At 59.2% G+C, this 8,953-nt stretch carries 11 protein-coding genes; all 11 read left to right on the top strand.

The features are described 5' to 3' along the window. The coding region (locus tag H8S59_RS26830) for a hypothetical protein (RefSeq protein WP_214658453.1) at nucleotides 1-241 on the top strand (241 nt) is incomplete at its 5' end. A gap of 123 nt (nucleotides 242-364) precedes the next feature. Next, nucleotides 365-1,579: a PepSY-associated TM helix domain-containing protein gene (locus H8S59_RS24290; protein ID WP_187523067.1), complete on the top strand. Its 1,215-nt coding sequence runs from the start codon at nucleotides 365-367 to the stop codon at nucleotides 1,577-1,579. After that, nucleotides 1,576-2,118 carry a thiamine pyrophosphate-binding protein gene (locus H8S59_RS24295; RefSeq protein ID WP_187523068.1) on the top strand — a complete coding sequence of 181 codons (543 nt, stop codon included), beginning with the start codon at nucleotides 1,576-1,578 and terminating at the stop codon, nucleotides 2,116-2,118. The genes H8S59_RS24290 and H8S59_RS24295 overlap by 4 nt, the downstream gene beginning before the upstream one ends. Then, nucleotides 2,115-2,468 (top strand): hypothetical protein, encoded by a 354-nt coding sequence (locus tag H8S59_RS24300; RefSeq protein WP_371856738.1) that lies wholly within the window; start codon nucleotides 2,115-2,117, stop codon nucleotides 2,466-2,468. Before H8S59_RS24295 ends, H8S59_RS24300 begins: the two co-directional genes overlap by 4 nt. Further along, nucleotides 2,465-3,040 carry a DUF6162 family protein gene (locus H8S59_RS24305; protein WP_095095553.1) on the top strand — a complete coding sequence of 192 codons (576 nt, stop codon included), beginning with the start codon at nucleotides 2,465-2,467 and terminating at the stop codon, nucleotides 3,038-3,040. The genes H8S59_RS24300 and H8S59_RS24305 overlap by 4 nt, the downstream gene beginning before the upstream one ends. A 36-nt stretch (nucleotides 3,041-3,076) precedes the next feature. Next, nucleotides 3,077-4,003, top strand: coding sequence for a metal ABC transporter substrate-binding protein (locus H8S59_RS24310; RefSeq protein ID WP_187523069.1), 927 nt, complete (start codon nucleotides 3,077-3,079; stop codon nucleotides 4,001-4,003). Further along, a complete protein-coding gene (locus tag H8S59_RS24315; protein WP_187523070.1) occupies nucleotides 4,000-4,764 on the top strand; it encodes a metal ABC transporter ATP-binding protein in 765 nt (254 codons plus the stop codon). Before H8S59_RS24310 ends, H8S59_RS24315 begins: the two co-directional genes overlap by 4 nt. Beyond that, nucleotides 4,764-5,663, top strand: coding sequence for a metal ABC transporter permease (locus H8S59_RS24320; protein ID WP_187523071.1), 900 nt, complete (start codon nucleotides 4,764-4,766; stop codon nucleotides 5,661-5,663). The genes H8S59_RS24315 and H8S59_RS24320 overlap by 1 nt, the downstream gene beginning before the upstream one ends. Beyond that, nucleotides 5,664-6,575 (top strand): metal ABC transporter substrate-binding protein, encoded by a 912-nt coding sequence (locus H8S59_RS24325; RefSeq protein WP_187523072.1) that lies wholly within the window; start codon nucleotides 5,664-5,666, stop codon nucleotides 6,573-6,575. A 397-nt stretch (nucleotides 6,576-6,972) separates the two neighbouring features. Next, complete coding sequence (gene hutH / locus H8S59_RS24330; RefSeq protein WP_187523073.1) at nucleotides 6,973-8,502, top strand: histidine ammonia-lyase; 1,530 nt, start codon at nucleotides 6,973-6,975, stop codon at nucleotides 8,500-8,502. 154 nt (nucleotides 8,503-8,656) lie between these two features. Further along, nucleotides 8,657-8,938: a hypothetical protein gene (locus H8S59_RS24335; protein ID WP_095095534.1), complete on the top strand. Its 282-nt coding sequence runs from the start codon at nucleotides 8,657-8,659 to the stop codon at nucleotides 8,936-8,938. Nucleotides 8,939-8,953 lie beyond the last annotated feature (15 nt).

Consider the following 8,953-nt stretch of genomic DNA (forward strand, 5'->3'; position numbering starts at 1 on the left):
CCGAGCGACAGCGAGGTGCCAAGTGGTGGGGCAAGAGCGTTTTGGTTACTTTTGCGCTACATCAAAAGTGACGCGCTGTAAAAGCGCAACCAATATCAGCCGCTACGTCGAAAATGGATATGTACACAAAATACTTTTATCGCGAAAACTGCATCTCCCAACCATCCTGACCCACTCAAAAAAAACACATCCAGATACATCTTTTAAATTTGTAATGAGAATTAACACTGGGAGTATTTGATTCTCATCCGTCCTAGTAATATGCAGCAGTCCCGATGGCAACAGCCATAGCTGCTTTTTATCGACACCGTACGCCCGAACGATCATCGGGCTGCTCTACACCGTGAATCGAGACCGTTACTCCATGTCCAAGAAGTCCCGTTCAAAAATCTGGTTTCTCGTCCACAGCTGGCTGGCCCTGCCCATCTGGTTCTTCGTCCTGATCGTGTGTTTCACCGGGACGCTGGCCGTGGTGAGCAAAGAGATCATGTGGCTGGTCAACCCGGAAATGCGCGCCAATCCGCCGTCCGGCGATGCCCCGCGCCTGAGCTTTGAAGCAGTCAAGGCGACCATAGAGCGTAATGACCCGCAGATAAAAGTTGGCAGAATCTCGGAGCCCGATGGTGACTACTTTGCCTTGAACGTGCGGGCCACCTATCCCGGCGGCCGCGCCGTTGTCGCTTATGCCAACCCGTACACCGGGGTGCTTCAGGGTGTTGCGCCGTCGTTCGACTTCCCCGCCTTCACCCGTGCCCTGCATGGCTGGTGGCTGGTGCCGTTCACCAACGGCTTCTCCTGGGGCTGGTACATGGTGTCGCTGTTGAGTATTCCGCTGCTGGCCTCATTGGTGACCGGGCTGGTGGTCTACAAGAAATTCTGGAAAGGCTTTTTCAAACCCACGCTGCGCATCAGCCAGGGCGCACGGATTTTCTGGGGTGACTTCCACCGCCTCAGCGGAATCTGGTCGATCTGGTTCATCGCTGTCATTTCCATAACCGGCATGTGGTTCCTGATCCAGGCCATCCTGTTCGATAACCAGATCAGTATTTCCAGCCAGTCGCCCATCGCCTCGGTCATTCCCCACGCCAGTGTGCCGCTGACGGCAGACGGCAGCCCGGCGCCGATGATCAGCCTCGATAAGGCCGTCGAGATTACCCGCGAGAAGATTCCCGGCCTGGAGCCCAGCTCCATCAGCATGCCGCTCAACGCCTACAGCAATATCAGTGTGTCGGGCCGCAGCTGGTACCCATTGATGTTCCAGACTGCGGAGATCAACCCCTACAACGGTGAAATCGCCACCTCACATCTGCTGTCGGATCGCTCGGCCCTGGAGTTCGTCACCGAATCCATGCGTCCTCTGCACACCGGAGACTTCGGCGGGATCTGGATCAAGCTGATCTGGACCTTCTTCGCCCTGATCCTGAGCATGATGGTCCTCAGCGGCCTGCTGATCTGGACCAAACGAACTGCTCAGGCAACCGTCAACGCGCTCAAGCGCAGTGAAAAGCTCGAACGCGCCAGCGCCAGACAGCAGACGCTTGCGCCCATGGTCAGCAAGATTCCGGAGAACACCCTGTGAGCAAGGCCGCCGTCGCAACACAACCGTCGCCCCTGGGCCGTTTCTGGCACAAATGGCGTTTTCATATAAACATCCTGCTGGTGCTTATCCCCTTGGGGTTCATGCCCAAATACTTCACCGAAATGGCCCTGTTCCGTGGTGACAGCGGCCTTGGCCAGCGCGAGATCGGCGAGGTTAAGGTCGGGCCGTGGAGCATCCGCATGGCGGAGTTCTTTGATGAGGCACCACGCTTGGAAGGTGCTTCCGGCTACACCAAAACATTTAACGCCGCGCTCTGCGCCGAATGTGCGAACACGGTCAAGGCGACCTACCTGCGCATCGGCAAGCCGCGCAGCCTGCGTGCCGCCGGGGTGATTTTCTTTGGCTCCCCCTATCGCATGAGCGCCTTTATGCAGATTCCTGAACGCACCGAACCCGACGCCGATCTGTGGATCACCATGGAAGGCTGGGACGGTTCGATGCATCAGGCGTCCATTCCGTTATCACAGGCCTCTCCCGCGACCGTAGCCTGGCTGAAAAAACAAGGAGTCAAACGATGATCGGCAGACCTTATCTGCGCTGGCTGGGTGTCAAAGCGCTGCCCTTGATAGCAACGGGGATGATCGGCCTGGGGCTGAGCAGCACTGCGCTGGCGCACAACCCGATGTGCGAGTGCAAACAGATCGATAACGAACAGATTCGCTGCACCGGCGGCTTTTCCGATGGCAGCGGTGCGCCGGGCGTGACCCTCGACGTGATCGGCTACGACGAAACCATTCTGGTGCCCGGCAAGCTGGGTGAAGACTCGACAGTGACCTTCAAAAAACCGGCCTCTGAGTTCTATGTCCTGTTCGACGCAGGTCCTGGTCACGTGGTCGAAATTGACCAGGCGGATATCGAAGCCCCATGAGTAGCCCGACCCATCAAGTCGTCCGTCCGGCGGGTGCCGGTCACGAAACGCTTTACGTATTGGCGTTGTGTCTGATCATTCTTCTGGTTGCCGGAACAGTCATCGGCTGGCACGGGGAACGCCAGGACGTGCAAAACGTAGCTGCCCATGAACTGGATGCCCGTCGCGACCTGACGGCGTCCGAACAAGGCATTTACGCCGACCTGCGCGTCACCCTGGACGAAATCCGCCTGCTGGCACCCGAGCAAGCCACTCCGGTAACGCCGCAACAACTCAGCGATGAAGGTCTCGCCCCGTTTGTCGAGGACGCCAGTTCGGTGAGCCGTGGCGGACATGCCTGGCAAATGGTCGACAAGTCCTACGTTGGGCTGAGTCAGAACCCCGCCGTTGCAGGATCGTTTCTGTTGCGTATCGGAACAGCCGATGACGCCCAGGCCGACATCTGGATCAATCGCAGTCCTTCGCTCAGCAATGGCATCACCGATGTCAGCGACAAGGCCCTGATTGCTTCGGGCTGGAAGCAAGTCGTCGCCCAGTTTGATGCAGGCGTGACCCGCCAGCACAAACACTGATCCCCACGCACTTATTTGAAAGAAGACTTCTTGCCCATGCCTATTTCTCTGAAACGCCGCCCGCTGCTGCGCGTTGTGCTGGTCGGCCTGCTGGCCACCCTCCTCTCGCCACTGGCTCATTCCGACGCCAAGCGCTTGCGGATTGGTATTACCCTTCATCCTTATTACAGCTATGTCGCCAACATCGTAGGTGACAAGGCCGAAGTCGTGCCGCTGATTCCGGCCGGCTTCAACCCTCACGCTTACGAACCACGTGCCGACGATATCAAGCGCATTGGCTCGCTGGACGTGGTGGTGCTCAACGGCGTGGGTCACGACGATTTCGCCGACCGCATGATCGCTGCCAGCGAGAAACCGGATATCACGGTGATCGAGGCCAACGCCGACGTGCCGTTGCTGGCCGCAACCGGTGTGGCTGCGCGGGGCGCGGGCAAAGTGGTCAACCCGCACACTTTCCTGTCGATCAGTGCGTCCATCGCGCAGGTCAACAACATCGCCCGCGAGCTGGGCAAGCTTGATCCCGACAACGCCAAAACCTACACCGCCAATGCCCGCGCCTACGGCAAACGTCTGCGTCAGATGCGCGCTGATGCACTGGCCAAGCTGACCAAGGCTCCCAATGCCGATCTGCGGGTGGCCACCGTACATGCCGCTTATGACTACTTGTTGCGTGAATTTGGTCTGGAAGTGACAGCTGTAGTCGAGCCTGCGCACGGCATTGAACCAAGCCCTAGTCAGTTGAAGAAAACCATCGATCAATTGCGCGAGCTGGACGTGAAGGTGATTTTCTCGGAGATGGACTTCCCCTCGACCTACGTCGAAACCATCCAGCGCGAGTCGGGTGTGAAGCTCTATCCGCTGTCGCACATTTCCTACGGTGAGTACACCGCCGACAAGTATGAGAAGGAAATGGCGGGCAATCTGGATACCGTTGTGCGCGCCATTCAGGAGTCCGGAGCATGACCGCTGCTGAAAAAATCACGATTACCGGCAACGGACCGGGCGTGGAGTTCGCGGATGTCAGCCTGACCCTGGGCCGCACGGTGATTCTCGATCGCGTCAGCTTCAAGGTCAGCCCGGGCAGCATTCATGCACTGGTGGGCCCGAACGGTGGCGGCAAAAGCTCGCTGATCAAAACCATGCTCGGCCAGATGCCCCATCAGGGTCAGTTGAGCCTGCAATGGCCCGGCTCGCCCGGACTCATCGGCTATGTGCCACAAGCGCTGGAATTTGACCGTGGTCTGCCGATCACCGTCGACGATTTCATGGCCGCCATGTGTCAGCGTCGCCCGGCGTTTCTCGGCCTGTCAAAACATTACGCAGCGGCCATCGGTGAGGCGCTGGAGCGGGTCGGCATGCAGGACAAACGCAAGCGGCGCATGGGCGCGTTGTCCGGTGGCGAACGCCAGCGCGTACTGCTGGCTCAGGGCCTGATCCCGGCGCCGCAACTGCTGGTGCTCGATGAACCGATGTCGGCACTGGATGAGGCCGGCATTCAAGTGTTCGAACGTCTGCTGGGTGACTGGCGCAAGGCAGGTATCACCGTGCTCTGGATTGAGCACGACCTGGAGGCGGTGAAACGACTGGCCGATAACGTCACCGGCCTGAATCGCCGGGTGCTGTTCGACGAAACGGCGGCCACCGCACTGACACCGGACCGCCTGCTGACTTTGTTCTCCGCCCATCCTCGCGCCGCTGACACATCAAAAGGGAGCGTTGTGTGATGGACTACGAGCAGTTTCGTCTTTTCATTCAAGGGCTGGCGTCGTCCGGCTATCTCCCGGAAGCCCTGGCCTACGGCTTCGTGGTCAACGCGTTGCTGGCGGGGCTGCTGATCGGCCCGGTCCTCGGCGGTCTGGGAACGCTGGTGGTGGTCAAGCGCTTCGCGTTTTTCTCCGAAGCAGTGGGCCATGCCGCGCTGACCGGTGTTGCCATCGGCATCCTGCTCGGTGAGCCCTACACCAGCCCGTACGGCGCGCTGTTTGGCTACTGCCTGTTGTTCGGCATCGTCCTCAACTACCTGCGCAATCGCACCGGCCTGGCACCGGATACGCTGATCGGCGTGTTCCTCTCGGTATCGCTGGCCTTCGGCGCCAGCCTGCTGCTGATTCTGGCAGGCAAGATCAACATCCATATTCTGGAGAACGTGCTGTTCGGCTCGGTGCTGACGGTCAACGGCGGCGATCTGTTGGTCCTCGCCGTGGTCGGTTCACTGGTCATGGGCCTGAGCCTGCCGCTGTACAACCGGATCATGCTGGCCAGCTTCAACCCGCAACTCGCTGCCGTGCGGGGCGTTGCAGTGAAAACGCTGGATTACCTGTTCGTGATTCTGGTGACGCTGATTACCGTCGCCGCAGTGAAAGTCATCGGCGCAATCCTGGTGGGCGCACTGCTGGTGATCCCGGCTGCAGCTGCCCGACTGCTCAGCCAGTCGCTGAAAGGCTTCTTTTGGATATCAGTGGCCATCGCCACTGTCAGCACCTTGTGCGGCATTCTGTTGCCGATCGTTTTCGACCTGCCTGTACCGTCCGGCGCGGCGATCATTCTGGTCGCCGGCATGGCCTTCGCTCTGGCTGCCATCGCTCGCGGCACGGTACCAAGCCTCAAAGGGAATATTGGATAAATGTTGCGTAAATTGACCCTGGCACTGGCCCTCTCCGGCTTGCTTGCCGCCACGACTCACGCCGCGCCCACTGCACCAGAGAATCAGAAACCTGTACGGGTTCTGGCCAGCCTGCCGATCACCTTCGGCCTCGGGCAGATCCTGCTCAAGGACAGCGGGGTAGTGCTGGAACGCGCCGCCGCAGCTAACCTGCCCGGTTCACGCCAGACGGCTTACTTCACCGGTCGCGGTGTCGAAGCGCTGCGTAAATTGTCAACGGATGCTGATGCGGTGATCGGTCTGCGTTCCATCTGGGCTGACGATCCGTTGTATCCCAATGCTCGGCGCAGCAATATCCGCATTGTCGAAATCGACGCTGCACGCCCTGTAGACGGCAGCTTGCCGGGTATTGCCGTCCAGCCGGGCCAGGGCGTGGATGGCCTGAACAGTCAACCGTGGCTTTCCAGCAATAATATGGGCCGCATGGCCGACGTCATGGCTGCCGATCTGGTGAGGCTGGCGCCCGCCGCAAAACCGCGTATCGAGGCCAACCTGTCGGCCCTGAAACAGCAATTGCTGAAACTGACTGCCGACAGCGAAGCGAGCCTGGCCAGCGCTGATAACCTCAGCGTGGTCAGCCTCTCCGACCATCTGAGCTATTTGATCAGCGGCCTGAATCTGGAACTGGCGGGAACACAAATACTGCCCGACGATCATTGGACGCCCGATGCACTGCAAAAATTGACCGAGACCCTCAAGGACAACGACGTTGCATTGGTCCTGGATCATCGCCAGCCGCCAGAACCGGTGAAGGCTGCGATTACAGCGGCTGGTGGCACGTTGTTGGTACTGGCGCTGGATGGTGAAGACCCACTGGCCGAGCTGCAGGGTAATATCGGGCAGGTGACGCAGGCGTTGGCTGGTAAAAAATAACGGTTCGATATATCTGCAATTTTGAAGGATTGAAGTACGTTTTATGTAGGAGCTGCCGAAGGCTGCGATGCATTTATTCTGACATACCGCGATCGCAGCCTTCGGCAGCTCCTACAGATCCAGTGCTTACCAAACGACCGCAACCTCCACACTCAAACGTTTCCGGCCGCCCCAAAGCCGGGCGTTGCGCACCGGACGGTGCCACCTTCGGTGACAGATACCCCGCCCTCCGCGATCACAAACCCTCCTCAGCCCCAACAAACCCGGGAACATATTTGCTTGGCCCGGCTTTTGCCTTATCTTGTATATACAGGATGATATAACTCACGAACTCGACCTCGTGGATAATTCCCGAGCCGGTTCGGCAAAAACTACAACTCAAGCAGGAAAGCGCACCATGCCAGCAGCACTTCTACTCAAGCCAGGTCAATTCAATCTCGATCAGTTGCGCGCCATTTATCAGCAGCAAAGCCCTTTCGAGCTTGATCCATCTGCCCGTGAAGTGGTCGACGCCAGCACCCGCACCGTGAACGAAATCATTGCCAACCAACGCACCGTGTATGGCATCAACACCGGTTTTGGCCTGCTCGCCCGCACGTCCATCCCCACCGAGTCACTGGCCAAACTGCAACGTAACTTGCTGCTTTCCCACTGCACCGGTACCGGTCCATTGCTCGATGACGCCAGCGTGGCGCTGATCATGGCGCTGAAAGTGGGCTCGCTCGCCCGGGGTTTCTCCGGGATTCGCTGGGAAGTCATCCAGGCCCTGAGCGCACTGTACGCCGCCCGGGTTTATCCGTGCATCCCCTCGCAAGGCTCGGTGGGGGCGTCAGGGGATCTGGCACCGCTGGCGCACATGTCCGCCGTGCTGATCGGGGTGGGTCGGGTGCGTCATCAGGGTCGCGAAATGGACGCTGTCGAAGGTCTTGCGCTGGCAGGGCTTGAGCCCATGGTGCTGGGCCCGAAAGAAGGCCTGGCGCTGATCAACGGCACCCAGGTGTCCACTGCTCTGGCGCTGCGGGGCCTGTTTGCCACCGAAAAGCTGTTCACCGCCGCCGTGGTCGCCGGTAGCCTGAGTGTTGAAGCCTTGAAAGGCTCAGACGTACCGTTCGACTCGCGTATTCAAGCGGTACGCGGTCAACCGGGCCAAATCGACGTGGCAGTCCTGTATCGCGAGCTGCTGGCCACCAGCGAGATCCGCAAGTCGCACGTGGATTGCGGCCGTGTGCAAGACCCGTATTCTCTGCGCTGCCAGCCACAAGTGATGGGCGCATGCCTGGATCACATGCGTTTCGCCGCAGGTGTGTTTCTGCGCGAAGCCAATGCGGTATCGGATAACCCGCTGGTATTCAGCGCTGATGGCGATGTGTTGTCAGGTGGTAACTTCCATGCGGAACCCGTCGCCATGGCCTCCGATGTGCTGGCGTTGGCGATTTCGGAAATAGGTGCACTGTCGGAGCGTCGCATCGCACAACTGGTAGACCCGGCGCTGTCCGGCCTGCCTGCGTTTCTGGTCAAGGAAGGCGGCCTGAATTCGGGCTTCATGATTGCTCAGGTCACCGCCGCCGCATTGGCATCCGAGAACAAAACCCTGGCCCACCCTGCTTCGGTCGATAGCTTGCCCACCTCAGCCAACCAGGAAGACCACGTCTCCATGGCAACGTTTGCTGCGCGGCGCTTGCTGGATATGGCGGGTAACAGCAGCGCGGTGGTAGCGATTGAACTGCTGGGCGCTGCGCAAGGCGTCGATCTGCACGCCCCCTTGCGCACCTCGGAAAAACTCAGCGAAGTGCTCGCCATGATCCGCAGTGAAGTCGCCCACTACGACGAAGATCGCTATTTCGCCCCGGACATCGCGGCGGCGCGTGCCTGGGTCGAAGAAGGTGCATTTGCGCGCTGGCTGCCATTTGAGCGTCTGTACGGCTGATCGCGCTCGCGCTGCTGAATGAGCGTCATCCGCAAAGATGGCGCTCATTTATAAACGGATCGATTGCCGGTCGTCATATTGATCGAACGACCCGGACACAACGCCCTCAGATTTTTGTAAGCCATCGCAGCTGAACAATAATCAGAGGTGAACAATGAGCGATCAAAATCAGGATCCAGTCGACCGTAACGACCCGGCGATCAAGCCGGATAATGCACCGGACACACCGACTCAGGAGCAGCAGACTCAGGGGTATGACTCTCAATCCCAGGGTAGGCCGCAGGGTCAGCCTGATACCCAGTTCCAGCAGAATCAGGACTCAGGTGGCAACACCTACACGCCTGATTACGAGCCTGAAGAAAAACCGGAAAAAGTCCCCAATAATCTGCATCCAACACAAGGCAAGGATGCAGATATCGATACCGATGGGGGTTAGACTGGCGGCTTCCGT

Origin of the sequence: Pseudomonas folii (genome assembly GCF_014357575.1) — a bacterium.
GTDB lineage: Bacteria > Pseudomonadota > Gammaproteobacteria > Pseudomonadales > Pseudomonadaceae > Aquipseudomonas > Aquipseudomonas folii.